Raw genomic sequence first — 22,496 nt, 5'->3', positions numbered from 1 at the left:
TATTCCTCAGAAGCCAGTCGGCGCTTGGGTGTGCCAGTCAGTGACCTGTTGGTACTGGTGGGCGACGTTGAGCAAGCGGCCTTCCTGGAAGTAAGGGGCGAGCAGTTGCACACCGACCGGCAAGCCATCGACGAAGCCTGCAGGCATCGACAAACCGGGGATGCCGGCCAGGTTGGCGGTGATGGTGTAGATATCTTCCAAGTAAGCCGCGACCGGATCGTTGTTCTTCTCGCCGAGCTTCCAGGCCAGGTTTGGCGTGGTTGGGCCGAGGATCACGTCGACGTCATTGAAGGCGGCGACAAAATCATTCTTGATCAGGCGGCGGATCTTCTGTGCTTTCAAGTAGTAGGCATCGTAGTAACCGGCGGACAGCGCGTAGGTGCCGACCATGATGCGGCGCTTCACTTCCGCGCCGAAGCCTTCACCGCGCGAGCGCTTGTACAGGTCTTCCAGGTTCACCGGGTTTTCGCAGCGATAGCCGAAACGCACACCGTCGAAGCGCGAGAGGTTGCTGCTGGCTTCGGCTGGGGCGATCACGTAGTAGGCCGGAATGGCGTGCTGCATGTTCGGCAGGCTGATGTCTTTAACGGTTGCACCGAGCTTCTTCAGCTCTTCGACCACCGTCATGACCTTCTCGCCGATGCGTGCATCGAGGCCCGCGCCGAAGTACTCCTTCGGCAGGCCGATGCGCAGGCCGGCGAGTGGCTGAGTCAGTGCTGCCAGGTAGTCGTCGACCGGCTGGTCGACGCTGGTGCTGTCCTTGGCATCGAAACCGGCCATGGCTTGCAGCATCAAGGCGCAGTCTTCAGCGGTGCGCGCCAGTGGGCCGCCTTGGTCGAGGCTGGAAGCGTAAGCGATCATGCCCCAGCGCGATACGCGGCCGTAGGTCGGTTTGATTCCGGTCAGGTTGGTCAGCGCCGCCGGCTGGCGGATCGAACCGCCGGTGTCGGTGCCGGTCGCCGCGGGGAGCAGGCGCGCCGCCACGGCAGCGGCCGAGCCACCGCTGGAGCCACCCGGTACGCGGCTCAGATCCCAAGGGTTGTTCACCGCGCCATAGTGGCTGGACTCGTTGGCCGAGCCCATGGCGAATTCGTCCATGTTCAGCTTGCCCAGGGTCACGCTACCGGCTGTCGCTAACTTCTCAACCACAGTGGCGTTATACGGGGCTTTGAAACCCGTGAGGATCTTCGAGGCGCAGCTGGTCAGCACGTCTTGGGTGCAGAACAGGTCTTTGTGGCCGATTGGGGCGCCGAGCAGCGCGCCGTTTTCGCCCGCGGCGCGGCGCGCGTCTGAAGCCTTGGCCTGGTTCAGCGCCAGTTCTTCGGTCACGGTAATAAAGCTGTTGAGCTGTGGGTCAAGGTGCTGAATACGCGCCAGCAGGCTGCGGGTCAGCTCTTCGGATGAAAATTGCTTGTCGGCGAGTGCGCGGGCGATCTCGGCCAGGGTCAGTTGATGCATGGCTAGGCGTTTCCCTTACTCGATGACTTGCGGGACCAGGTACAGACCGTTTTCTACGGCCGGAGCGATGGCCTGATAGGCGTCGCGCTGGTTGCGTTCGGTGACCTGGTCGGCGCGTAGGCGCTGAGTGGCTTCCAGTGGGTGAGCCAGTGGCTCGATGTCATCGGTATTGACGGCCTGCATCTGATCAATCAGGCCGAGAATGTTATTCAGCGTCTCGGTGGTACCCGGAATATCGGCTTCATTCAGGCCCAGTCGGGCCAGATGAGCGATTTTCTCCACGTCGGAGCGTTCAAGCGCCATCAGGTTTCTCCCTATATAAGGCCGCGCAGTGTTGGCTGCCTTTGGAAATGTGAGCGGGTCGCCATGCGCAAAAAACGCAGGGAACAGACAGTGACAGGTGGTGGTCAAAGGCCGCGATGATGGGCCGTAATGCCCGGAAAAGCGGCAATCTAACATATTGGTGCCTTGCTCAAAATCCCTGCCGTTGTTAGAGTTTGCCGCACTTTTTTACCCACGCGTTGCCTAGGGTCCCTATCCCATGTTCAAAAAACTGCGTGGCATGTTTTCCAGCGATCTTTCTATTGACCTGGGCACTGCCAATACCCTGATTTATGTCCGCGAGCGCGGCATCGTTTTGAACGAGCCGTCGGTCGTGGCTATTCGTACCAGCGCCAACAACCAGAAAAGCGTTGTGGCGGTCGGTACTGAAGCCAAGCGCATGCTCGGCCGTACGCCCGGTAACATCGCGGCCATCCGTCCGATGAAAGACGGTGTGATTGCCGATTTCAGCGTCTGCGAGAAGATGCTGCAGTACTTCATCAACAAGGTTCACGAAAACAGCTTCCTGCAGCCTTCGCCGCGCGTGCTGATCTGTGTGCCGTGCAAATCCACCCAGGTTGAGCGTCGCGCGATCCGTGAGTCGGCCCTCGGCGCCGGTGCCCGCGAAGTGTTCCTGATCGAAGAGCCAATGGCTGCGGCCATTGGTGCCGGCCTGCCGGTGGACGAAGCCCGCGGTTCGATGGTTGTCGACATCGGTGGCGGCACCACGGAAATCGCCCTGATCTCGCTCAATGGCGTGGTTTACGCCGAGTCCGTACGGGTCGGTGGTGACCGTTTCGACGAAGCCATCATTACCTATGTGCGCCGTAACTACGGTTCGCTGATCGGTGAATCCACCGCTGAGCGCATTAAGCAAGAAATCGGCACGGCCTACCCGGGCGGCGAGCTGCGTGAAGTCGATGTGCGCGGCCGTAACCTGGCTGAAGGCGTACCGCGCAGCTTCACCCTGAACTCCAATGAAGTGCTTGAGGCGTTGCAGGAATCCCTGGCGACCATCGTGCAGGCAGTCAAAAGCGCCCTGGAGCAATCGCCGCCGGAGCTGGCCTCTGACATCGCCGAGCGCGGCCTGGTCTTGACCGGTGGTGGCGCATTGCTGCGTGACCTGGACAAGCTGCTGGCACAGGAAACTGGCTTGCCGGTGATCGTCGCCGAAGACCCGCTGACCTGCGTGGCACGCGGTGGCGGCAAGGCGCTGGAAATGATGGACCGCCACACCATGGACCTGCTGTCCTCGGAGTAAGGTGGCCGGTTAAACGCCCCGTACAGCCCACACAGGTGCTGCACGCGTCGACCTTTCCTATTGAACCTAAGCTGCAACCGGGTATCTTCCCGCTTGCAGCTTTTGTTTGCTGCCTGATGCCGTGAGGAGCTGCCGATTAAACCGCTATTTGCCAAAGGACCTTCGCTGGGTGTGCGCCTGTTGGTGTTCACCGTGTTGTCGGCTGCGCTGATGGTGGTCGATGCGCGGTTCACCTGGCTGCAGCCGCTGCGTGCGCAACTGGGGCTGATTGTTGAGCCGATCTATTGGGCAGGTAGCTTGCCGGTAAGGGCGTGGGAGGGGGCAACGCAGGAGTTGAGCACGCGCAGTGAGTTGACGGCCGAGAACGAGCAACTCAAAGCCGAGCAGCTGATCATGCAGCGTCGCCTGCAAAAGCTGGCAGCCCTGACTGAGCAAAACGTGCGCCTGCGTGAGTTGCTCAACTCGGCCGCCTTGGTCGATGACGAAGTGCTGGCCACCGAGCTGATCGGCATCGACCCGAATCCTTTTACCCACCGCATCCTGATTGATAAAGGTGAGAAGGACGGCGTGGTCCTGGGCCAGCCAGTGCTCGATGCGCGCGGCCTGATGGGCCAGGTGGTCGAGGTGATGCCCTATACCTCGCGCGTGTTGTTGCTCACGGACACCACCCACAGCATCCCCGTGCAGGTTAATCGCAACGGCCTGCGCGCTATCGCCAGCGGCACCGGTAACCCCGAGCGCCTGGAGCTGCGCCATGTGGCTGATACGGCGGACATCAAGGAAGGCGATTTGTTGGTCAGCTCCGGCATGGGCCAGCGATTCCCGGCCGGTTATCCGGTGGCCACGGTCAGTGAAGTGATTCATGACTCCGGCCAGCCCTTTGCGATTGTGCGGGCGGTGCCTACGGCGTCGCTCAACCGCAGCCGCTATATGCTGCTGGTGTTTACCGATCCGCGTAGCGCCGAGCAGCGCGCCACAGAATCGGCGCAGGCACAGGAAGCCCTGGACCGTGAAATTCTGCAGCAGGCACTACCTGCGCAGCCTGCCGTACCCGCTAACCCGCCGGAGGCTGCGCAATAATGGTCGTGCGTGCAAATAATACCTGGGTCATCTGGCTGACCTTCTCCCTGGCGCTGCTGCTCAGTGTGTCGAGCATGCCGAAGTTTATGGAGCTGGGACGGCCGCTCTGGCTGGCGCTGTTTTTGACCTATTGGGTGCTGGCTTTGCCGCACCGTGTGGGCATGACCACGGCCTGGTGCATTGGCTTATTGGCGGATGTGCTGAACGGCAGCCTGCTCGGCCAGAATGCGTTAATTCTGACCCTGATTACCTTTTTGGTGCTGACCCTGCATCAGCGCTTGCGCATGTTCCCCATGTGGCAGCAAAGCACCGTGCTGCTAGTGGTGTTTGGCCTTGCGCAGCTGGTGCAGCTGTGGTTGAACGCCCTGACGGGCAGCCGCCCACCGACCCTGGCGTTTGTCTTGCCGGCGCTGGTCAGTGCGTTGCTCTGGCCGTGGGTGTGCACGCTCCTGCGCGGCCTGCATAGACGTCTGGGCGTCAACTAAGCAGGCCATTCGGCCTTGCCTTTATCCGACAAGGAGATGTCTGCATGGCCACCCTCTATCTCGCCTCAGGATCACCGCGTCGACGTGAACTGCTGACGCAAATCGGCGTGTCCTACCTCACGTTAAGCGCTCCGGTGGATGAAAATACATTGCCAGACGAGCCGCCAATCGCCTATGTAGAGCGTCTGGCGCGAGCCAAGGCGCAAGCCGGGCTGGCCACCTTGGGCGATACGCACGAGGCGGTTGTGCTCGGCGCTGATACGGCGGTGGTGCTCGATGGGCGGGTTCTCGGTAAACCCGCGGATCGTGACGAGGCCCTAGCAACCCTCAGCGCGTTGTCCGGTCGTAGCCATGACGTGCTGACCGCAGTGGCGCTGGTCAGCCCTGGGCGGGTGGTGGCGCGGGTGGTTACCAGTCAGGTTACGTTCCGCGCGTTGAGTCAGGCTGAAATCGACGCCTATTGGGCCAGCGGTGAGCCGCAGGACAAGGCGGGGTGTTACGGTATTCAAGGGCTGGCGGCGGTGTTCGTCAGCCAGTTGCACGGCAGTTATTCAGCGGTAGTGGGTTTACCCTTGTGTGAGACGGCTGGATTGCTCGCAGAATTTGCTATTCCGTGCTGGCAGTCGCTGCCAGATCACAGTCAATAGGTTGCGGGTCGCGGGTGAGTGAGCGTGTTTATCGGCACTGATTCCGGGCTTTCAGCTTTATCTCAGAAGAGATGAGCGCATGAGTGAAGAGATCCTGATCAACATCACGCCAATGGAATCGCGCGTGGCGGTGGTAGAAAACGGCGTGCTGCAGGAAGTGCACGTTGAGCGCACGCAGAAGCGCGGTATCGTCGGCAATATCTACAAAGGTAAGGTAGTGCGCGTACTGCCGGGCATGCAGGCGGCCTTTGTCGATATCGGCCTGGAGCGTGCCGCGTTTATCCATGCCGCGGAAATCTCCAGCCGTGAAGGCCCAGCGGTGGAAAGCATCAGCGCCCTGGTGCATGAAGGCCAAAGCCTGGTGGTGCAGGTCACCAAGGACCCGATTGGCAGCAAGGGCGCGCGCCTGACCACCCAGCTGTCGATCCCCTCGCGTTACCTGGTGTACATGCCGCGCACCGCGCATGTGGGCATCTCGCTGAAAATCGAAGATGAAGCCGAGCGTGAGCGCCTCAAGCAGGTGGTGACCGATTGTGTGGCGGCCGAAGGTATTGAGGAGGCCGGTGGTTTTATCCTGCGTACCGCCGCCGATGGCGCCGGCGCCGATGAGATTCTCGCGGACATCCGTTACCTGCGCCGTCTGTGGGGGCAAATCGCCACGCAGATGAAGGTCGCTCCGACACCGCTGGTGATTTATGAGGACTTGAGCCTGGCGCTGCGTACCCTGCGCGACCTGGTTAATCCAAAAATCGAGAAAATTCGCGTCGACTCGCGTGAGACCTTCCAGAAAATCACCCAGTTCGTTGCCGAGCTAATGCCGGAAATTGCTGACCGCCTGGAGCATTACCCGGGCGAGCGGCCAATTTTTGATCTGTATGGCGTCGAAGGCGAAGTCCAGAAAGCCCTGGAACGTAAGGTGCCACTCAAGTCCGGCGGTTACCTGATCATTGATCCGGCCGAAGCAATGAGCACCATCGATGTGAACACCGGCGCGTTCGTCGGCCATCGCACGCTGGAAGAAACCATCTTCAAGACCAACCTGGAAGCCGCCACGGCGATTGCCCGGCAGCTGCGCCTGCGCAATCTGGGTGGGATCATCATCATCGACTTCATCGACATGGAAGATGAAGAACACCAGCGTCAGGTGTTGCGCACCCTGGAGAAACAACTGGAGCGTGACCACGCCAAGACCAACATCATTGGCATCACCGAGCTGGGCCTGGTGCAGATGACGCGCAAACGCACCCGCGAAAGCCTCGAACAGGTGCTGTGTGAGCCATGCAGCTGCTGCCAGGGGCGCGGCAAGCTGAAAACCGCAGAGACCACGTGTTACGAAATCTTCCGCGAGATTTTGCGCGAGGCGCGGGCCTATCAACCCGAAGGCTACCGCGTGCTGGCCAACCAGAAAGTGGTCGACCGCCTGCTCGATGAGGAGTCGGGGAATGTGGCTGATCTCGAGGCCTTTATCGGTCGCACCATCAAGTTTCAGGTCGAGACCATGTATTCCCAGGAGCAGTACGATGTGGTGTTGCTCTGATATGCGTGCCGACTGCTCAGGCGTGAACTGAATGCAGGCATTGGCGCGCGGACTCGCCCTGCTGCTGCGCACGGCATTGGGGCTGTGCGCCTTGGCGCTGGTGCTCGCCGCCTTTTACGTCAGCCTCGGTCGCGAGTTGGTGCCACTGGTCGCCGAATACCGTCTGGAGGCTGAAGACAAAGCCCGCGAAGCATTGGCCATGCCGGTGCGGATCGGCGCGCTGGAAGGTCTTTGGCAAGGCTTCTCACCGCTGCTAACCGCCCACGATGTGGCGATTGGCGAGGGGCCGGGCGCCTTGCAGTTGGATCAAGTGCGCGTGGTGCCCGATGTGCTGGCCAGTCTGTTGGCGCGGCAGATACGGATTGCCCGCCTTGAACTCGATGGCGTGCAGCTGGTGGTGGCGCAGAGCGAAGACGGTACCTGGTCGCTCAAGGGCTTGGCGCCACGCAGCGAGCCCGCGCCGCTGGACCTGGGCCAACTGCTGGCCCAGTCGCAGGCGGTTAAGCGCCTGACGCTGGTTAATAGCCAGGTAACCGTGCAGGCGTTCGATCAGCCGGTGCGTACGCTGACTTATGTCAACCTCACCTTGTACAACGGCAGCACGCGGCAGCGTTTGGACGGGCGTTTGCGCTTGCCGGACGGGCAGCCGCTGGCCCTGCAGTTGCGCACGCGTCTAAGTGCCGAACACTGGCAGGATGCTGAAGCCGATCTTTATCTCAGCTTGCCGCAGAGCGACTGGGCGGCCTGGGTGCCGGCGAGTCTGCTGGCGCAGTGGCGGCTTGAGCAGTTACAGCTCGGCGGCGAGCTCTGGTTGCGCTGGGCCAAGGGCGGTGTGCAGCGTGCCGTCAGCCGCCTGCATGTGCCGCAGTTTGCGGCTGGCTATGCCGAGCGCGAATCGGTTGTGCTGAGTAACCTGGCGCTGAATGCTTATTTCACCCGCACCGATTCGGGTTTCCAGCTGTTGCTCGATGACCTGGCCTTCAGCCGGGGTGAGCAGCGCTGGGGCGACGTGCGTCTGGCGTTGACCCAGCTGGCGGAAAGCAGCGAAGTGCAGGAGCAGTGGTTGCTCAGTGCCGACCAGCTTGATGTGGCCCCGTTACAGCCGCTGGTGGCGGCCCTTGCGCCATTGCCGGACAACGCCCTGGCGTTGCTGGAGCAGCTTAAACCGCGGGGTGTATTGCGCAATATCCAGCTCGACTACCGGCCGCGGTTGAGTGATAGCAAGCGCTTGCAGTTCTCGGCCAACCTGGAGCACGTCGGCTTTGCTGCATGGCATGGGTCGCCAGCGGCGGAGAATGTCAGCGGTAGCATCAGCGGTGATTTGGGCCAGGGAGAGCTGCGGCTCGATAGCGAAGACTTCTCCCTGCATTTTGACACCTTGTTTGCCAACCCCTGGCACTACAAAACTGCCAATGCGCTGCTGACCTGGCAGATTGATGAGCAGGCCTTCACCCTGCGCAGCCCGTATTTACAGGTGGTCGGGGACGAAGGCCCGGCTGCCGGGGATTTTCTCATCCGCCTGCGCTTCGATCCCGCCGAAGAAGACTATATGGACCTACGTGTTGGCCTGCGTAACGGCGATGCGCGCTTTACCGAGAAGTATCTGCCGAGCCGCTCGCCGGGCTTCAGCCATGAGCTGGATGCATGGCTGAAAAGCGCGATCCGTGGCGGGACGGTCGATGAAGGCTATTTCCAGTACCAGGGTTCGCTGAATAAAGGCGCGGAAAGTGCAGCGCGCAGCATCAGCCTATTCTTTGCCGTGCATGATGCGGAGCTGGCCTTTCAGCCAGGCTGGCCGGCACTGCGCGAGGCGCGTGGCACGGTGTCAATTGAACACACCGGCGTGCGTGTGGCGCTTGCCGAGGGTCGCTTGCGTGATAGCCAGGTGCATAATGCCGAGGCTCTAATCGCTACCTCATTACCGGGCCAACCCGCGCGCTTGCTGTTAACCAGTGAGTTGAGCAGCTCGGTTGATGACGCCCTGCACATCCTGCAGGAAACGCCTATCGGCACCGCAGATACCTTTGCTGGCTGGAGTGGTGAGGGGGCGTTGACCGGCAAGCTCAAGCTCGACTTACCCTTGCGCAAGGGCCTGGCCCCGGCCGTGGTGGTGGATTTCGCCAGCGTAGGCGCGCAGCTCAGTCTGCCTAATCCGCCACTGCAATTCAGCCAGTTGCAGGGTGCATTCCGCTACAACACCGCCAGTGGCCTCAGTGCCCCGGATATTCGTGCTCAGGTGCTCGGCCATGCCGTGCGGGGCAAGGCCGTGGCCGAGGGTTCACCGGGTAAAGCGCGTAGCCGTATCGACGCCAGCGGGCAAATTGCAGTCAGCGCGTTGAGTGCCTGGTTGGGCGTGACTCAGCCTCTGCCCGTTGGCGGCAATCTACCCTACCGCTTGCGCCTGACCCTGGACGGCGCCGACAGCCAGCTCCGCGTGAACTCCTCCCTCAAGGGGGCGACGATTGCGCTGCCGGCACCTTTCGGCAAAGCGGCCAGTGAGGCGCGCGACACCCAGTGGCGTATGAGCCTGGGTGGGCGCGAGCAGCGTTACTGGTTGGATTATGCCGACTTACTGAGCCTGTCTTTTGCGGCGAGTCCCGGCCAGTTTAATCAAGGGCGGGGTGAGATCCGCTTAGCCGACGGCCCGGCACGCCTACCCACCAGCCAGGGCCTGCGCGTGCGTGGGCGCGTGGCGGAGCTGGATTGGTCGGCCTGGCAACAGGTGTTGGCACCTTATTCCAGCTTGCCAGTCAATGAGGCGCAGCGATTGTTCAAAGACGCACAGTTGCGTATTGCTCGCTTCACCGGCTTTGGCGTCAGCCTGGAGGCACTGGAAGTGGGTGTTAAGCGCGACGCTGCGACCTGGGCGGTCAGCCTCGACAGCCCGCAGGTGAAAGGCCGGGTGGGCTTGCCGGATGCTGCCGGTGTACCGATCGCGCTGGCGCTCGACTACTTACGTTTACCCGCAGCGCAGCTCAAGGATAAAGACGCACCTGTGGTGAATACACCCGATCCGCTGGCAGCGGTTGATCCGAGCGGCTTCCCGGCGCTGGATGTGCGCATCGACGAAGTCTTTCAAGGTATCGAGCCGTTGGGCAGTTGGTCGCTCAAGGCGCGTCCGGTAGAAGCGGGTGTGCACTTCAGCGAGCTGGATCTCAACCTCAAAGGCTTAAAAGTGGCGGGGCGGGCGACCTGGCTGCAAACGGCCAGTGGCATGCGTACGACCTATGCCGGTCGCCTCGGTGGTGCGGATCTGGCCGACGTGCTGATTGCCTGGGGCTATGCCCCCACCGCCAGCAGCCGAGACTTTCATGTGGATGTGGATGCTGATTGGCCCGGCTCACCGGCCTGGTTCAGCATGAAGCGCCTCAGCGGCACGCTGGATGCGTCCCTGCGCAAAGGGCAGTTCTCCGAGGTGGAAGGGCCGGCTTCGGCGCTGCGAGTATTTGGGCTGCTGAACTTTAATTCGATTGGCCGGCGCCTGCGGTTGGACTTCTCCGATCTGCTGGGTAAAGGCCTGAGCTATGACCGGGTCAAAGGCGTGTTGGAGGCTAAAAACGGGGTGTTTGTCACCCGTGAGCCGATCACCCTGGAAGGGCCATCGAGCAACCTGGAGTTGAAGGGCACGCTGGACATGGCCAATGACCGCATTGATGCCAAGTTGCTGGTGACCTTGCCGGTGACCAACAACCTGCCGTTGGCGGCGCTGATTGTTGGTGCGCCGGCCATCGGGGGGGCGCTGTTTGTCGCCGATAAGCTGCTGGGTGATCGTGTTGCGCGCTTTGCCAGTGTGCAATACGACGTTACCGGGCCTTGGCAGAGCCCGGATATCAGCTTCGATAAGCCCTTTGAAAAGCCTCAGTAAACCCTGCGCGGCGGATAGACAGCCGTGCAGTCTGCCGGCATGGCTTGTAAGCTGAAGGCTGATTTCCGCGATTGAGATAAAACCGCTATGACCCTCGCCGTCATCCAAATGGTCAGCCAGGCCGACGTTACAGCCAACTTGCACCAGGCGCGCCAGTTGCTCGAGCAGGCTGCCGCGCAGGGCGCGCGGCTGGTGGTGCTGCCGGAAAATTTCGCCGCCATGGGGCGGCAGGATCTCGCCGCGCTGGGGCGTGCCGAAGCGCAGGGTGACGGGCCGATTTTGCCCTGGCTACGGCAAACCGCCCGTGAACTGGGGCTGTGGATCGTTGCAGGCACCTTGCCTTTTCCGCCAGAGGGCCAACCAGCAGCCAAAGCCCATGCGTGCTCCCTGCTGATCGATGACTGTGGTCAGCAGGTGGCGCGTTACGACAAGCTGCACCTGTTCGACGTGGATGTCAGCGACAGTCACGGTCGCTACCGTGAATCCGATGACTACGCCTTCGGCAATCAAGTGGTGGTGGCGGACACGCCATTCGGCCGTTTAGGCCTGACGGTTTGTTATGACCTGCGTTTCCCCGAGCTGTACAGCGCGTTGCGCGCCGCCGGGGCAGAGTTGATCAGTGTGCCAGCTGCATTCACCGCCGTGACCGGCGCAGCGCATTGGCAGGTATTGACCCGTGCACGGGCGATTGAAACCCAGTGTTATGTGCTAGCGGCCGGGCAAGGCGGCACGCATCCGGGCGACCGCGAGACCTTTGGTCATTCGGTGATTATCGACCCGTGGGGGCAGGTACTTGGCGAGCTGGCGCAAGGCCCTGGTGTGGTGCTGGCTGAGCGCAATACCAATGAGCAAGCGGCGATTCGCCAGCGGATGCCGGTGGTGCGACATAAACGATTTTTTGCAGCGGCCGAACCGCGGCTGCCAGGTTTGGAGTAGTTATGAGCGATATGTTGGTATCCGTCAGCGAGCATTTGCTCGGGCCAGGCGGTTTGACCCTTGACCACCTGCCAGGTGTTTTGGCCGAGTTGGCCGGGCCGGGAGTGGATGCGGCTGACCTGTACTTCCAGAGCCAAGTTTCGGAAACCTGGGCGCTGGAAGATGGCATCGTCAAGGAAGGCAGCTTCAACCTCGACCAGGGCGTTGGCGTACGCGCGCAGTCCGGGGAAAAAACCGGTTTCGCCTACAGCAATGCGATCACCGCTGATGCCCTGAGTCAGGCCGCACGTGCGGCTCGCTCGATTGCCCGAGCTGGGCAAAGTGCCCGCGTGCAGGCGTTCAGCAGCCCGCTGGTGAAGCCCTTGTATGCCCAGAACAACCCGCTGGATGTGTTGGACCGGGCGGAAAAGGTCGAGCTGCTCAAGCGCATTGATGTTGCCACCCGCGCCCTCGATCCACGTATTCAGCAGGTCTCAGTCAGCCTGGCGGGTGTCTGGGATCGTATCTTGGTCGCCGCGGCTGACGGCAGCTTAGGGGCTGATATCCGCCCGCTGGTCCGCTTCAACGTCAGCGTAATCGTCGAGCAGAACGGTCGGCGCGAGCGTGGCGGTCATGGCGGCGGCGGGCGCACCGATTACCGCTATTTCCTTGAGCAAACCAGCAATAACGAAGAGCGCGCCATGGGCTATGCCCGTGAGGCGTTGCGCCAGGCGCTGGTTAACCTCGAAGCGATTCCCGCACCCGCTGGCAGCATGCCGGTGGTGATGGGCGCGGGCTGGTCCGGTGTGCTGCTGCACGAGGCGGTCGGCCATGGTTTGGAAGGTGACTTCAATCGCAAGGGCAGTTCAGCCTACAGCGGCAAAATGGGCGAGAAAGTCGCCTCCAGCCTGTGCACCATCGTCGATGACGGCACTTTATTTGAGCGCCGGGGCTCGCTGAGCATGGACGATGAAGGCACGCCAACCCAGTGCACCACGCTGATCGAAAACGGTGTGCTCAAGGGCTATATGCAGGACAAACTGAATGCCCGCCTGATGGGCGTGGCAGCGACCGGTAACGGCCGGCGCGAATCCTACGCGCACTTAACGATGCCGCGCATGACCAACACCTACATGCTCGCCGGTGAAAGCGACCCGGAAGAAATCATCCGTTCGGTGAAGAAAGGTATCTATTGCGCCAACCTCGGCGGCGGCCAGGTCGACATCACCAGTGGCAAGTTCGTGTTCTCCACCAGCGAGGCCTACTTGATCGAGGACGGCAAGATCACTGCGCCGGTCAAAGGCGCCACGCTGATCGGTAATGGCCCAGAAGCTATGAGCCGGGTGTCGATGGTCGGTAACGATCTGGCATTGGACAGCGGCGTAGGCACCTGCGGTAAGGATGGTCAATCTGTGCCGGTCGGCGTTGGCCAGCCGACGCTGAAGATTGATGCGATTACCGTCGGGGGAACAGGGTCGTAGGTTGTGTTGAGAAGGGCGTAGGGTGGGTTAGCCGAAGGCGTAACCCACCATCGCGGCTTAGCGCAAACCGCGTTGTGCTTCATCCAGTTCGCGGATGTATTTGAAGATTTTGCGTGAAGCTGCTGGCGCTTTGTTTTGTGCCAGTTCGTGTTGAGCCTGGCGGATCAATTGGCGCAGGTGTTGGCGGTCAGCCTCGGCATACTCGCCGACAAAGGCCTCCAGGGTGTCATCGTTACCGTTGATTAGGCGGTCGCGCCAACGCTCGAGGTTATGGAAGCGTTCGTTGTACTGGCGTGTGGAGGCGTCCAGTTGGTCAAGCAGGGTCAGGATGGATTCGACATCCTGGTCGCGCATCAACCGGCCGATAAACTGCACATGGCGTTTTTTCGCCGCATTGGCGGTGTGCTTGGGCGCTTCGGCGAGCGCGCGGCGCAGCTCATCGGTCAGCGGTAGCTTGTTCAGCAGATCGAGCTTCAGGGTAGTCAGGCGTTGCCCCAGATCTTGTAGCGCATGCAGCTCGCGTTTGATCTGGGTTTTGCTCTTCTCGCCGGAGAAGTCGTCAAGGTATTCAGACATGGTGGCGGTCCAGTGGAAAACGCCGCCATGATAGCAGCAAGTTTCCAGCTGTAAGCGTCTGGCCTGTGTGGTCGCGCTTGCCGCTTATCGTTCAGGAGTTTTTATGAGTGCAGTAGACATCGTCGGGCCCCAGGCCGTGCCGCAATTGCAGGCGCAGGTGGAGCAGATTATTGCCGAAGCGAAAAAGCAGGGGGCCAGCGCCTGTGAGGTGGCCGTGTCGGTGGAGCAGGGCTTGTCCACCACGGTGCGTCAGCGCGAAGTGGAGACGGTCGAGTTCAACCGTGATCAAGGTTTTGGCATCACGTTATATGTTGGCCAGCGCAAGGGCTCGGCCAGCACGTCCGCCAGCGGTGAGGCGGCCATTCGTGAAACCGTCGCGGCAGCGTTGGCGATTGCTAAGCATGCCTCCGAGGATGAGTGCGCCGGCTTGGCCGATGCTGCACTGATGGCGCGTGAACTGCCGCAGCTGGATCTGTATCACGCCTGGTCAATCACCCCAGAGCAGGCCATTGAGCAGGCGTTGAGTTGTGAGGCAGCGGCTTTTGCCGCTGATCAGCGGATCAAGAATGCAGATGGCACCACGCTCAATACCCATCAGGGGTGCCGGGTTTACGGTAATAGCCATGGCTTTGTCAGTGGTTATGCCAGTACACGGCACAGCCTCAGCTGCGTAATGATTGCCGAAGCGGCCGGGCAGATGCAGCGCGACTACTGGTATGACGTTAACCGCCAGGGCGAGTTGCTGGCCGATGCGAGCAGCATTGGGCGCCTGGCTGCCGAGCGAGCTGTGAGCCGTTTGGGCGCGCGTCCGGTGCCGACCTGTGAAGTGCCGGTGCTGTTTGCCGCCGAGCTGGCAGGCGGGCTGTTTGGCAGCTTTCTAGCGGCTATTTCGGGAGGCAACCTGTATCGCAAGTCGTCATTTCTTGAGGGGACTTTGGGGCAGCAGCTGTTTCCCGAATGGCTGACCATCGATGAGCGGCCGCATATTCCGCGGGCACTCGGCAGTGCTGCCTTCGATGGTGATGGTCTGGCGACCTATGCCAAGTCGTTTGTCGAGCGCGGCGAGCTGTTGTCCTATGTGCTCAGTACCTATTCCGGTCGCAAGCTGGGCATGCCCAGTACGGCCAACGCTGGCGGCGTGCATAACCTGTTCGTCAGCCATGGCGATGAAGACCAGAAAGCCCTGCTGAAGCGCATGGGTCGCGGGCTGTTGGTCACCGAGCTGATGGGCCAGGGGCTGAACATGGTCACCGGTGATTATTCGCGCGGTGCTGGCGGCTACTGGGTGGAAAACGGGGAAATTCAGTTCCCCGTGCAGGAGGTCACCATCGCCGGCAACCTGCGTGACATGTTTAAGCAGATTGTCGCAGTCGGTAATGATCTGGAGCTGCGCAGTAACATTCGTACCGGTTCGGTGCTCATCGAGCGGATGACGGTAGCCGGTAGCTAAGTAATACGGCACAAAAAAAGGGCTACTCATTTGCGTGAGCAGCCCTTTTTTATGGTCGGCGGCTTTACTCGCCTTCATCGAAGTAGTTGTTGATCAACTCACTCAGTGCCTGCAGGGCTTCGGCATCTTGCTCACCTTCTGTATGCAGGTGCACGTCAGTGCCTTTGCCGGCGGCGAGCATCATCACCGCCATGATGCTTTTGCCATCCACCAGGCTGTCGGGACTGCGACCGACTTTGACCTGACAAGGAAAGCGCCCGGCAACGCCAACAAATTTGGCAGCCGCACGGGCGTGCAGGCCAAGCTTGTTGATAATGGTGATTTCGCAGGCGGGCATCGCGGCAATTCCTTAGCTGAGGTCGCGGTGGCGAATCTGGACATTTTTTAGAATGGGCTTGAGTGTTTCGCCCAGGCGGTTGGCCAGGTATACCGAGCGATGATGCCCGCCAGTGCAGCCGATCGCCACCGTGACATAGGCGCGGTTGCTGGCGGCAAAGCGTGGCAGCCATTTGCTTAGGTAGGCAAGGATGTCTTGGTACATCTCCTCGACATCGGCCTGGGCGGTGAGGTAATCGACAACCGGCTGGTCGAGGCCCGAGTAGTCGCGCAGGTCTGGCTTCCAGTAGGGATTGGGCAAGCAGCGCACGTCGAATACCAGGTCGGCATCCACCGGCATGCCGCGTTTGAAGCCAAACGATTCGAGCAGGAATGCCGTGCCCGGTTCGGGCTGGCTAAGCAGGCGTAGTTTGATGCTGTCACGCAACTGGTACAGGTTGAGGTGGGTGGTATCGATCTTCAGGTCGGCCAGGTCGGTGATCGGGCCTAGCAGCAGGCTTTCATCGGCGATGGCTTCAGCCAGCGAGCGATTCTCGTTGGTCAGCGGGTGGCGCCGGCGGGTTTCCGAGAAACGCTTGAGTAGGGTTTCTTCGTCGGCGTCCAGGTAGAGCACATCGCATTTGATGTGGCGTGCGCGAACCTCGTCGAGCAGCTCGGGGAAACGCTTGAGGTGGCTCGGCAGGTTGCGCGCATCGATGGATACTGCGACCTGCGGATGCAGCAGTTCAGTATGCAGCAGGGCGCGCTCGGCCAGTTCTGGCAGCAGCCCCGCGGGTAGGTTGTCGATGCAGTAGAAACCGTTGTCCTCGAGCACATCAAGGGCCGTGCTCTTCCCCGAGCCAGAACGACCGCTAACGATGATCAGGCGCATGTTCAGGCTCGATTGAGTTGGCTTTGTACGTCAACGACCACTTGATACAAGGCTTCGCTACTTTCGGCTTGGCGCAGGCTGGCGCGCACGTCGCTGCGGTCGAGCATGCTCGCGATCTGCCGAAGCAATTCCAGGTGAGCGTCAGTGGCGGCTTCTGGCACCAGCAGGACAAACAGCAGGTCGACGGGGGCGCCGTCGATGGCGTCGAAGTCGACTGCAGCGTCCAAACGCAGTAAAGCGCTGATTGGCGCAGTACAACCCGGCAGGCGGCAGTGCGGTATGGCAATGCCATTACCGAAACCGGTTGAGCCGAGTTTTTCACGGGCAATCAGGCTTTCGAAGATGTCTTGGCCATCCAAGTCAGGCAGCTCACGCGCCACTAGGTTGGCAATCTGTTCGAGAACACGTTTTTTGCTGCCGCCCGGCACGTTCACGAGGGAACGGCCGGGGGTCAGGATAGTTTCAAGTCGGATCATAGGAGATAGACGACGTCAGCGGGCCATAGCGCCTTGTTGACGATCGAGCTGTTTTTCCTTGTGTTTGATGAGTTGTCGATCGAGTTTGTCGGTCAGTAAATCGATGGCGGCGTACATGTCGTCATGCTCGGCATTCGCGACGACTTCACCGCCTGCAATATGCAGGGTCGCTTCGATTTTCTGCTTGAGTTTCTCGACCTCCATGATGACTTGCACATTGGTGATCTTGTCGAAGTGGCGTTCTAATCGGCCGAGTTTTTCGCCGATATAGTCGCGCAGGGCGTCGGTCACATCCAGCTGGTGTCCACTGATGTTGACTTGCATACCGCTTTCTCCTTGTTACCGTGTGTAAGAGGCAGGCAAGAGGCCTGCCGCCGGAACACTGTGGCATGGAAGACTCTGGCAGAACGGATTTGGCATTGGCGCTTATGGCTTTGAGCTGTATAGCTGCGTAGCGAAAAGCCTTGCCTGAAAGGTTCTGTGCAGTGTGACGGGTCTTCCTTCTTGGTGCCGCCTTAGATCAATCGTTTGCGCTCACTAGAGGGCGCTATTCCGAGGGACTCACGGTATTTTGCGACCGTACGGCGAGCGACTTGAATGCCTTGTGCCTCCAGTAGACCAGCGATCTTGCTGTCACTCAACGGCTTTTTCGCATTTTCCGCCGCGACCAGTTTTTTGATGATGGCGCGGATCGCCGTCGACGAACATTCGCCCCCTTCAGAGGTGCTGACGTGGCTGGAGAAGAAGTACTTCAGCTCGTAAATACCGCGCGGGGTGTGCATGAATTTCTGCGTGGTCACCCGTGAAATAGTCGACTCGTGCATCCCTACGGCTTCAGCAATGTCGTGCAGCACGAGGGGCTTCATGGCCTCGTCGCCGTAATCAAGGAAGCCGCGCTGGTGCTCGACGATTTGTGTGGCCACCTTCATCAGAGTTTCGTTGCGGCTTTGCAGGCTTTTGATAAACCAGCGCGCTTCCTGCAACTGGTTACGCATAAAGGTGTTGTCGGCACTGGAGTCGGCGCGCTTCACGAAGCCGGCGTATTGTGCGTTGACCCGCAGGCGGGGCATGGCTTCCTGGTTCAGTTCCACCAGCCAGCGCTCGTTGTGTTTGCGCACGATCACGTCGGGCACCACGTATTCCGGCTCGCTGGATTCTATCTGCGAGCCGGGGCGCGGGTTGAGGGTCTGGATCAGGTCGATGACCTGGCGCAGCTCGTCTTCCTTGAGCTTCATGCGACGCATCAGCTGGCTGTAGTCGCGGCTGCCGAGCAGGTCGAGATAATCGCTGGTCAGGCGCTGGGCTTCGCTCAGCCACGGGGTTTTAGTCGGCAGCTGACGCAGTTGCAGCAGTAGGCATTCACCCAGGTTGCGCGCGGCAATGCCGGTGGGCTCGAACTGCTGAATGCGGTGTAGCACGGCTTCGACTTCGTCGAGCTCGATGTCCAGCTCGGGATCAAATGCGTCGACTACTTCATCCAGGGTTTCTTCCAGGTAGCCTTGGTCGTTGATGCAATCGATCAGGGTTACAGCAATCAGGCGGTCCTTGTCCGACATCGGCGCCAGGTTGAGCTGCCACAGCAAATGGCTTTGCAGGCTCTCACCGCTGGAGGTGCGGGTGGTGAAATCCCACTCGTCATCATCGTTGCTGTTGCTGGGAAGGCTGCTGGCACTGGTCTGGTAAATGTCTTCCCAGACGGTGTCGACGGGCAGCTCATTAGGGATGCGCTCACCCCAGTCGCCTTCTTCCAGGTTGTCCACAGTCTGCGTGGTTTCCTGATAGCTGGTTTCTTGAAAGGGGGCTTCAGCCTGCTCGCTGGTGTTGGCGCTTTCTGCACCATCGGCCATGGGGTCCGAGTTGTCGAAGTCATCGCCTTCTTCTTGGCGTTCGAGCATCGGGTTGGACTCCAAGGCTTCCTGGATCTCTTGTTGCAGATCCAAGGTCGACAGTTGGAGCAGACGGATGGCTTGTTGCAGCTGCGGTGTCATCGTCAGCTGCTGGCCCATTCTCAGGACGAGCGATGGTTTCATTGCAGACCTTATTTACCGGCGTCTTTGCGCAATCCACTACAGGGCGTTTTTAAAAACGCCGCCAGGAAGCAAATTATATGCCTGACTCTAAAGCTTTTGCCTAGCCTTGGCTGCAACAGGCTTGAGAAAAGCCGTAGTTACAGTCGGAACTCATGCCCCAGGTAAACTTCTTTTACTGTCTGGTTGGCCAGAATGGTCTCGGCATCACCTTCGGCGATCAGTTGGCCGTCGCTGACAATGTAAGCCGTTTCGCAAATATCCAAAGTCTCGCGCACGTTGTGATCGGTGATCAATACGCCGATGCCCTTGGCCTTGAGGTGATGGATGATCTGCTTGATGTCGCCCACGGAAATCGGGTCAACCCCTGCGAAGGGTTCGTCGAGCAGAATGAACTTGGGGTTGGTCGCCAGGGCGCGGGCAATTTCCACGCGGCGGCGCTCACCGCCAGACAAACTCATGCCAAGGTTGTCGCGGATATGGCTGATATGGAACTCCTGCAGCAGGCCCTCAAGCTCCTTGCGGCGTGATGCGCCGTCGAGGTCTTTGCGGGTTTCCAGAATGGCCATGATGTTGTCGGCCACGCTGAGCTTGCGGAAGATCGAGGCTTCCTGCGGCAGGTAGCCGATACCGGCGCGCGCGCGGCCATGCATCGGTTGATGGCTGACGTCGAGGTCGTCGATCATCACGCGGCCCTGATCGGCTTGCACCAGGCCGACGATCATGTAGAAGCAGGTGGTCTTGCCGGCACCGTTGGGGCCGAGCAATCCGACGATCTGCCCGCTGTCGATGCTCAGGCTGACGTCGCGTACGACCTGGCGGCCTTTGTAGCTTTTGGCCAGGTGTTGGGCTTTCAATGTGGCCATTATTACTGCGCCTGCTGGTCGGCTGGTTTGTTCTTCGGCTGGATCACCATGTCAATGCGCGGACGTGGCGCTGTGATATTGGTGCCTGTGGCGCGGCCGGCGTTGACGATCTGGCGCTGGGTGTCATAGACGATTTTCTCGCCTTCGAAGGTGTTGCCTTCTTGGATCACCTTGGCCTGGTCAATCAATACCACGCGATCATTGGCCATAAAGTACTGGATGGTCAGGCCGTAGGCCTTGACGACCTGCTTGTCGGCAGATGGCAGTTGTTCGTAGTAGGCCGGCTTGCCGACTGAAGTAAAGACTTCGACATCACCCTGGGCGTTCTGGGTGATGGTCACGGTGTTGCCGGTGATTTTCAGTGTGCCTTGAGTAATCACCACGTCGCCGCGGTAGACCGCCACGCCTTGTTTGTCATCAAGCTCTGCACTGTCGGCCTGGATGCGGATCGGTTGATCACGGTCGGACGGCAGGGCCCAGGCGCTAGCACTTCCGAGTGCGGCACTGAGGCTGAGTAGTAGGGGGAGGGTGTTAACGAGCCTCATGCTGACCTCTTACGTTGGACAGCAGGAGCATCCTGCCGTCATTCATGTACGCTTTCATTCCTTTTGCCGTGGTCACCCCGTTGGCCGCGACGATTCTAACGGCTTGCTGGGTCTGCGCATATTCCTTCTCGGGGAACACGGTCAGGCGGCTGGTGGTGAGAATAGTTGGGCGGCCTTTGGCGTCAGTACGATCGACGCGCACGTTCTCGATCAATTCAACTTCCGTGCCGCCTGGAGAGACTTCGCCGCGCTCACTGCGGATTTTCCAGGGCAGCGCTGTGCCGCGGAATAGATCCATGTTCGGGCTGGTCATCAGGGTGATGTCGCTGGCCTTGATGTGCTCGACCTTGTCTGCAGTCAGCTCATAGTGCAGTTTGCCGTCGACTTGGTATTGCACGGTATAGGTATTAGTGGCGTAAAAGTCGATGGCATTGTCAGTCACGGCGCTGTCAGGCTGCTGATTAAAGCCGTCGGGGCTGAGGTTCCAGTAGCCAAGTGCTGCCACCAGCGCGATGACGCCGGCAAGCAGAGCAATATTAAATAATTTGCGGGGCATGGTAGGCCTTATAGGTAAGCGGCTTGAGCTGCTTCAAGTGTGCCTTGGGCGTGCATGATCAGCTCGCAGAACTCACGTGCAGCACCTTCGCCGCCGCGCGCATGAGTAATGCCGTGAGCATGTTGGCGAACAAAACCGTCAGCGCTGGCGACCGCCATGCCTAAGCCTACGCGGCGCATCACTGGCAGGTCGGGCAGGTCGTCACCCAGGTAAGCGACCTGTGAGTAGTCTAGGCCCAGTTCGCCGAGTAGCTCATCGAGTACCACTAGCTTGTCTTCGCGGCCCTGGTACAGGTGTTGAATTCCCAGGTTCTGCGCGCGGCGTTCAACCACCGGGGTCTTGCGGCCGCTGATGATTGCAGTGCGTACGCCGGAGTTGATCAGCATTTTGATGCCGTGGCCGTCGAGGGTGTTGAAGGTCTTGAATTCGCTGCCGTCGACGAGGAAATACAGTTTGCCGTCGGTGAGTACGCCGTCCACATCGAAAATCGCCAGTTTGACGGCCTTGGCGCGTTGCAGCAGGTCTTGGGTGTTCACGTCAGTACTCATTACATGACTCCGGCGCGCAGCAGGTCGTGCATATTCAATGCGCCAACCGGTTGCTGGTTGTCGTCGATCACGACTAGTGAGCTGATCTTATGGTCTTCCATGATTTTCAGTGCCTCTGCTGCAAGCATCTCCGCGCGGGCAGTCTTGCCGTGCGCAGTCATGACCTCGTCGATAATGGTCTGGCGAACGTCGATATTGCGATCTAGGGTGCGGCGCAGGTCGCCATCGGTGAATACCCCGGCGAGGCGGCCATCGTCTTCGGTCACGACCGTCATGCCCAGGCCTTTCTGGGTCATTTCCAGCAGCGCGTCGCGCAGTGAGGTGCCACGTTTGACGCGCGGAAGGCTGGCGCCGGCGTGCATGACGTTTTCAACCTTGAGCAGCAAGCGTCGGCCCAATGCGCCGCCCGGATGGGAGAAGGCGAAGTCTTCGGCGGTAAAGCCGCGGGCCTCCAGCAAAGCGATGGCCAGTGCGTCACCCAGTACCAGGGATACGGTTGTGGAGGAGGTTGGGGCCAGGTTCAGTGGGCAGGCTTCTTGCGCTACGCGGGCGTCGAGGTTGACTTCGGCAGCCTTGGCCAGCGGCGATTCGGGGTTGCCGGTCATGCTGATAAGGGTGATGCCGAGGCGCTTGATCAGCGGCAGCAGGGTAACAATTTCCACAGTGGAGCCAGAGTTAGACAGTGCCAACACCACGTCATCGCGGGTGATCATGCCCATATCGCCGTGGCTGGCTTCGGCCGGGTGCACAAAGAACGCAGTGGTGCCGGTGCTGGCCAGGGTGGCGGCAATCTTGTTGCCGACATGGCCGGATTTACCCATGCCGACCACAACCACGCGGCCTTTGCTGGCAAGAATCAGCCCGCAAGCACGCACGAAATCGCCGTTGATTCGTTGCAGCAGGTCTTGAATGGCTTCTAGTTCCAAGCGAATGGTGCGCTGCGCTGACTCAATCAGATCGGTGGATTGGCTCATGACTTCTCTGCGGCGTGCGGGCTAAAAGCTGCTGATTATAACGGTAAAGGTGCGCCTGCCCAGTGTTTCCAGTTTCAAGCTGGGCACTGGCGCGTTTCTATGGCGACAAGATCAATCTTGGGCGAAGGGGCTCGCGATGCTATAGTTCGCGCCCATTTTCGGCACGTTAGGCGATCAGAAGTGCCCTTTTTATGGGGCTGTACGTCAGTCAGGCAAGCGTT

Annotated in this window: 22 protein-coding genes; 9 read left to right on the top strand and 13 right to left on the bottom strand. The window is 60.2% G+C overall.

Going from position 1 to position 22,496, the window contains the following annotated elements; all coding sequences use genetic code 11:
• Positions 1–6 precede the first annotated feature (6 nt).
• Positions 7–1,458 (bottom strand): Asp-tRNA(Asn)/Glu-tRNA(Gln) amidotransferase subunit GatA, encoded by a 1,452-nt coding sequence (gatA, locus tag N1078_RS01285; RefSeq protein ID WP_274086395.1) that lies wholly within the window; start codon positions 1,456–1,458, stop codon positions 7–9.
• 15 nt (positions 1,459–1,473) lie between these two features.
• On the bottom strand, positions 1,474–1,761 hold the full coding sequence (gatC, locus tag N1078_RS01280; RefSeq protein WP_274086394.1) for an Asp-tRNA(Asn)/Glu-tRNA(Gln) amidotransferase subunit GatC: 288 nt from the start codon (positions 1,759–1,761) through the stop codon (positions 1,474–1,476).
• A 238-nt stretch (positions 1,762–1,999) separates the two neighbouring features.
• Between gatC and mreB the strand changes: the two genes are divergently transcribed.
• The 8 genes from mreB to tldD all read left to right on the top strand — a co-directional run bounded on the left by mreB (position 2,000) and on the right by tldD (position 13,050).
• Positions 2,000–3,040 carry a rod shape-determining protein MreB gene (gene mreB / locus N1078_RS01275; protein ID WP_274086393.1) on the top strand — a complete coding sequence of 347 codons (1,041 nt, stop codon included), beginning with the start codon at positions 2,000–2,002 and terminating at the stop codon, positions 3,038–3,040.
• Between the two features lie 183 nt (positions 3,041–3,223).
• Positions 3,224–4,120 carry a rod shape-determining protein MreC gene (gene mreC, locus N1078_RS01270; RefSeq protein WP_411912090.1) on the top strand — a complete coding sequence of 299 codons (897 nt, stop codon included), beginning with the start codon at positions 3,224–3,226 and terminating at the stop codon, positions 4,118–4,120.
• Complete coding sequence (mreD, locus tag N1078_RS01265; RefSeq protein ID WP_443218076.1) at positions 4,120–4,605, top strand: rod shape-determining protein MreD; 486 nt, start codon at positions 4,120–4,122, stop codon at positions 4,603–4,605. Before mreC ends, mreD begins: the two co-directional genes overlap by 1 nt.
• Before the next feature lie 44 nt (positions 4,606–4,649).
• Positions 4,650–5,252: a Maf family protein gene (locus N1078_RS01260; RefSeq protein ID WP_274086392.1), complete on the top strand. Its 603-nt coding sequence runs from the start codon at positions 4,650–4,652 to the stop codon at positions 5,250–5,252.
• 79 nt (positions 5,253–5,331) lie between these two features.
• Positions 5,332–6,789, top strand: coding sequence for a ribonuclease G (rng, locus tag N1078_RS01255; RefSeq protein WP_274086391.1), 1,458 nt, complete (start codon positions 5,332–5,334; stop codon positions 6,787–6,789).
• Between the two features lie 31 nt (positions 6,790–6,820).
• The gene (locus tag N1078_RS01250) at positions 6,821–10,654 is read left to right on the top strand and encodes a YhdP family protein (RefSeq protein ID WP_274086390.1); all 3,834 of its coding nucleotides are present in this window, start codon (positions 6,821–6,823) and stop codon (positions 10,652–10,654) included.
• An 87-nt stretch (positions 10,655–10,741) separates the two neighbouring features.
• Complete coding sequence (locus N1078_RS01245) at positions 10,742–11,590, top strand: carbon-nitrogen hydrolase family protein (RefSeq protein WP_274086389.1); 849 nt, start codon at positions 10,742–10,744, stop codon at positions 11,588–11,590.
• A gap of 2 nt (positions 11,591–11,592) precedes the next feature.
• A complete protein-coding gene (tldD, locus tag N1078_RS01240) occupies positions 11,593–13,050 on the top strand; it encodes a metalloprotease TldD (RefSeq protein ID WP_274086388.1) in 1,458 nt (485 codons plus the stop codon).
• A 57-nt stretch (positions 13,051–13,107) separates the two neighbouring features.
• Here the strand turns inward: tldD and yjgA are convergent, their stop codons facing one another.
• Positions 13,108–13,626 (bottom strand): ribosome biogenesis factor YjgA, encoded by a 519-nt coding sequence (gene yjgA, locus N1078_RS01235; protein WP_274086387.1) that lies wholly within the window; start codon positions 13,624–13,626, stop codon positions 13,108–13,110.
• Between the two features lie 103 nt (positions 13,627–13,729).
• On the opposite strand from yjgA, the gene pmbA reads away from it, so the two are divergent.
• The gene (pmbA, locus tag N1078_RS01230; RefSeq protein WP_274086386.1) at positions 13,730–15,076 is read left to right on the top strand and encodes a metalloprotease PmbA; all 1,347 of its coding nucleotides are present in this window, start codon (positions 13,730–13,732) and stop codon (positions 15,074–15,076) included.
• A gap of 64 nt (positions 15,077–15,140) precedes the next feature.
• Here pmbA and N1078_RS01225 read toward each other — a convergent pair whose 3' ends face one another.
• The 10 genes from N1078_RS01225 to N1078_RS01180 all read right to left on the bottom strand — a co-directional run bounded on the left by N1078_RS01225 (position 15,141) and on the right by N1078_RS01180 (position 22,275).
• Positions 15,141–15,413 carry an HPr family phosphocarrier protein gene (locus tag N1078_RS01225; protein WP_274086385.1) on the bottom strand — a complete coding sequence of 91 codons (273 nt, stop codon included), beginning with the start codon at positions 15,411–15,413 and terminating at the stop codon, positions 15,141–15,143.
• A 12-nt stretch (positions 15,414–15,425) separates the two neighbouring features.
• Complete coding sequence (gene rapZ / locus N1078_RS01220) at positions 15,426–16,283, bottom strand: RNase adapter RapZ (RefSeq protein ID WP_274086384.1); 858 nt, start codon at positions 16,281–16,283, stop codon at positions 15,426–15,428.
• Between the two features lie 2 nt (positions 16,284–16,285).
• On the bottom strand, positions 16,286–16,759 hold the full coding sequence (ptsN, locus tag N1078_RS01215) for a PTS IIA-like nitrogen regulatory protein PtsN (protein ID WP_108488228.1): 474 nt from the start codon (positions 16,757–16,759) through the stop codon (positions 16,286–16,288).
• 15 nt (positions 16,760–16,774) lie between these two features.
• Positions 16,775–17,083, bottom strand: a complete 309-nt coding sequence (hpf, locus tag N1078_RS01210; protein WP_274086383.1) for a ribosome hibernation-promoting factor, HPF/YfiA family — start codon at positions 17,081–17,083, stop codon at positions 16,775–16,777.
• Between the two features lie 191 nt (positions 17,084–17,274).
• Positions 17,275–18,789: an RNA polymerase factor sigma-54 gene (locus tag N1078_RS01205; protein ID WP_274086382.1), complete on the bottom strand. Its 1,515-nt coding sequence runs from the start codon at positions 18,787–18,789 to the stop codon at positions 17,275–17,277.
• Between the two features lie 137 nt (positions 18,790–18,926).
• Positions 18,927–19,652, bottom strand: coding sequence for an LPS export ABC transporter ATP-binding protein (gene lptB, locus N1078_RS01200; RefSeq protein ID WP_090243414.1), 726 nt, complete (start codon positions 19,650–19,652; stop codon positions 18,927–18,929).
• Positions 19,653–19,654: 2 nt separating this feature from the next.
• Positions 19,655–20,197, bottom strand: coding sequence for a lipopolysaccharide transport periplasmic protein LptA (lptA, locus tag N1078_RS01195; RefSeq protein ID WP_274086381.1), 543 nt, complete (start codon positions 20,195–20,197; stop codon positions 19,655–19,657).
• A complete protein-coding gene (gene lptC, locus N1078_RS01190) occupies positions 20,184–20,753 on the bottom strand; it encodes an LPS export ABC transporter periplasmic protein LptC (RefSeq protein WP_274086380.1) in 570 nt (189 codons plus the stop codon). Before lptC ends, lptA begins: the two co-directional genes overlap by 14 nt.
• 8 nt (positions 20,754–20,761) lie before the next feature.
• The gene (locus tag N1078_RS01185) at positions 20,762–21,301 is read right to left on the bottom strand and encodes a KdsC family phosphatase (protein WP_274086379.1); all 540 of its coding nucleotides are present in this window, start codon (positions 21,299–21,301) and stop codon (positions 20,762–20,764) included.
• Positions 21,301–22,275 (bottom strand): KpsF/GutQ family sugar-phosphate isomerase, encoded by a 975-nt coding sequence (locus tag N1078_RS01180; RefSeq protein WP_274086378.1) that lies wholly within the window; start codon positions 22,273–22,275, stop codon positions 21,301–21,303. The genes N1078_RS01185 and N1078_RS01180 overlap by 1 nt, the downstream gene beginning before the upstream one ends.
• Positions 22,276–22,496: the final 221 nt, after the last annotated feature.

Source organism: Pseudomonas sp. MIL19 (assembly GCF_028680365.1).
Lineage (GTDB): Bacteria > Pseudomonadota > Gammaproteobacteria > Pseudomonadales > Pseudomonadaceae > Aquipseudomonas > Aquipseudomonas spirodelae.
Note: the sequence above shows the minus strand (reverse complement) of the source record. Positions and strands in the feature narration are given on the sequence as shown.

Excerpts from the sequence above, each read along its gene's own strand:
- gatA (WP_274086395.1), bottom strand. The coding sequence starts at position 1,458 with ATGCATCAACTGACCCTGGCCGAGATCGCCCGCGCACTCGCCGACAAG.
- gatC (WP_274086394.1), bottom strand. The coding sequence starts at position 1,761 with ATGGCGCTTGAACGCTCCGACGTGGAGAAAATCGCTCATCTGGCCCGA.
- mreB (WP_274086393.1), top strand. The coding sequence starts at position 2,000 with ATGTTCAAAAAACTGCGTGGCATGTTTTCCAGCGATCTTTCTATTGAC.
- mreD (WP_443218076.1), top strand. The coding sequence starts at position 4,120 with ATGGTCGTGCGTGCAAATAATACCTGGGTCATCTGGCTGACCTTCTCC.
- N1078_RS01260 (WP_274086392.1), top strand. The coding sequence starts at position 4,650 with ATGGCCACCCTCTATCTCGCCTCAGGATCACCGCGTCGACGTGAACTG.
- rng (WP_274086391.1), top strand. The coding sequence starts at position 5,332 with ATGAGTGAAGAGATCCTGATCAACATCACGCCAATGGAATCGCGCGTG.
- N1078_RS01250 (WP_274086390.1), top strand. The coding sequence starts at position 6,821 with ATGCAGGCATTGGCGCGCGGACTCGCCCTGCTGCTGCGCACGGCATTG.
- N1078_RS01245 (WP_274086389.1), top strand. The coding sequence starts at position 10,742 with ATGACCCTCGCCGTCATCCAAATGGTCAGCCAGGCCGACGTTACAGCC.
- tldD (WP_274086388.1), top strand. The coding sequence starts at position 11,593 with ATGAGCGATATGTTGGTATCCGTCAGCGAGCATTTGCTCGGGCCAGGC.
- yjgA (WP_274086387.1), bottom strand. The coding sequence starts at position 13,626 with ATGTCTGAATACCTTGACGACTTCTCCGGCGAGAAGAGCAAAACCCAG.
- pmbA (WP_274086386.1), top strand. The coding sequence starts at position 13,730 with ATGAGTGCAGTAGACATCGTCGGGCCCCAGGCCGTGCCGCAATTGCAG.
- N1078_RS01225 (WP_274086385.1), bottom strand. The coding sequence starts at position 15,413 with ATGCCCGCCTGCGAAATCACCATTATCAACAAGCTTGGCCTGCACGCC.
- rapZ (WP_274086384.1), bottom strand. The coding sequence starts at position 16,283 with ATGCGCCTGATCATCGTTAGCGGTCGTTCTGGCTCGGGGAAGAGCACG.
- ptsN (WP_108488228.1), bottom strand. The coding sequence starts at position 16,759 with ATGATCCGACTTGAAACTATCCTGACCCCCGGCCGTTCCCTCGTGAAC.
- hpf (WP_274086383.1), bottom strand. The coding sequence starts at position 17,083 with ATGCAAGTCAACATCAGTGGACACCAGCTGGATGTGACCGACGCCCTG.
- N1078_RS01205 (WP_274086382.1), bottom strand. The coding sequence starts at position 18,789 with ATGAAACCATCGCTCGTCCTGAGAATGGGCCAGCAGCTGACGATGACA.
- lptB (WP_090243414.1), bottom strand. The coding sequence starts at position 19,652 with ATGGCCACATTGAAAGCCCAACACCTGGCCAAAAGCTACAAAGGCCGC.
- lptA (WP_274086381.1), bottom strand. The coding sequence starts at position 20,197 with ATGAGGCTCGTTAACACCCTCCCCCTACTACTCAGCCTCAGTGCCGCA.
- lptC (WP_274086380.1), bottom strand. The coding sequence starts at position 20,753 with ATGCCCCGCAAATTATTTAATATTGCTCTGCTTGCCGGCGTCATCGCG.
- N1078_RS01185 (WP_274086379.1), bottom strand. The coding sequence starts at position 21,301 with ATGAGTACTGACGTGAACACCCAAGACCTGCTGCAACGCGCCAAGGCC.
- N1078_RS01180 (WP_274086378.1), bottom strand. The coding sequence starts at position 22,275 with ATGAGCCAATCCACCGATCTGATTGAGTCAGCGCAGCGCACCATTCGC.